Source organism: Wolbachia endosymbiont of Drosophila leontia, assembly GCF_028981785.1.
Taxonomy (GTDB): domain Bacteria; phylum Pseudomonadota; class Alphaproteobacteria; order Rickettsiales; family Anaplasmataceae; genus Wolbachia; species Wolbachia pipientis.
Window position 1 is genome coordinate 1 of sequence record NZ_JAPQLK010000147.1, and the last position, 697, is coordinate 697.

The 697-nt window shown below is 37.7% G+C and carries 2 pseudogenes; both read right to left on the reverse strand.

The features are described 5' to 3' along the window. Positions 1–88: 88 nt before the first annotated feature. Positions 89–340: pseudogene (locus OZD63_RS05510) on the reverse strand (hypothetical protein); the annotation flags it as partial. Next, positions 337–697, reverse strand: a pseudogene (locus OZD63_RS05515) (hypothetical protein); the annotation flags it as partial. The pseudogenes OZD63_RS05510 and OZD63_RS05515, both read right to left, overlap by 4 nt.

Sequence of the window (697 nt, forward strand, 5' to 3'; positions counted from 1 at the left end):
ACTTATATCGCTTGGATAGCTTTTTTGCATAGATATACCTCTTTCTTAACTATGCTTATTTTACCTCATACTTTCGAGATCCTTAACAGGTTCTAACAACTACCGAGGAATCCTCGACTGTTCCATCAACGACAATCCTCGCTTCAAACCTGGCTTTCAATGCTAATTCTTCTGTTCCAGGATCTTTTCCAGATTCTAAACTCACAAGCTCTACAAATAACGCTGGCGCTAATAATTCTTTTCTTATTGCTGGATAAATTTCACATGTCTGTATAGCCGGTATTTCTTCCTTTAACTTAGTACAAATTGCTTGATGTAAATCTTTCCAGAACTTTGTCATATCTTTAAAATATAGTTTAGCTCATGCTTAAAGTATTTCTCAAACACTCTCTCACTCTCATAATCAACAAGGTCTTTTATTATTCTTGAGCCTTCAGGTTTCAGTGGTAGCTTTACTTCTTGTATTGGCAATGCTGCTCTTCCTTCACGTTTAAAAATACCGCTATTTCCTTTTGGCATAACTGCTGCAAATCCTCCTATAAACTCATGCTTTCCTACTTTCGATCCTCTTCTTGTTTTTTGTATTTTGCCAATGTGTGTCCAGAGAAGGTGAGTATGTTCAGTAGAAGTTAAACCTACCGGGATAAAAGTCGGAGTCCCGTAGCTTGGGTAGCAGCATGTAGGGAGACCAAAGTGT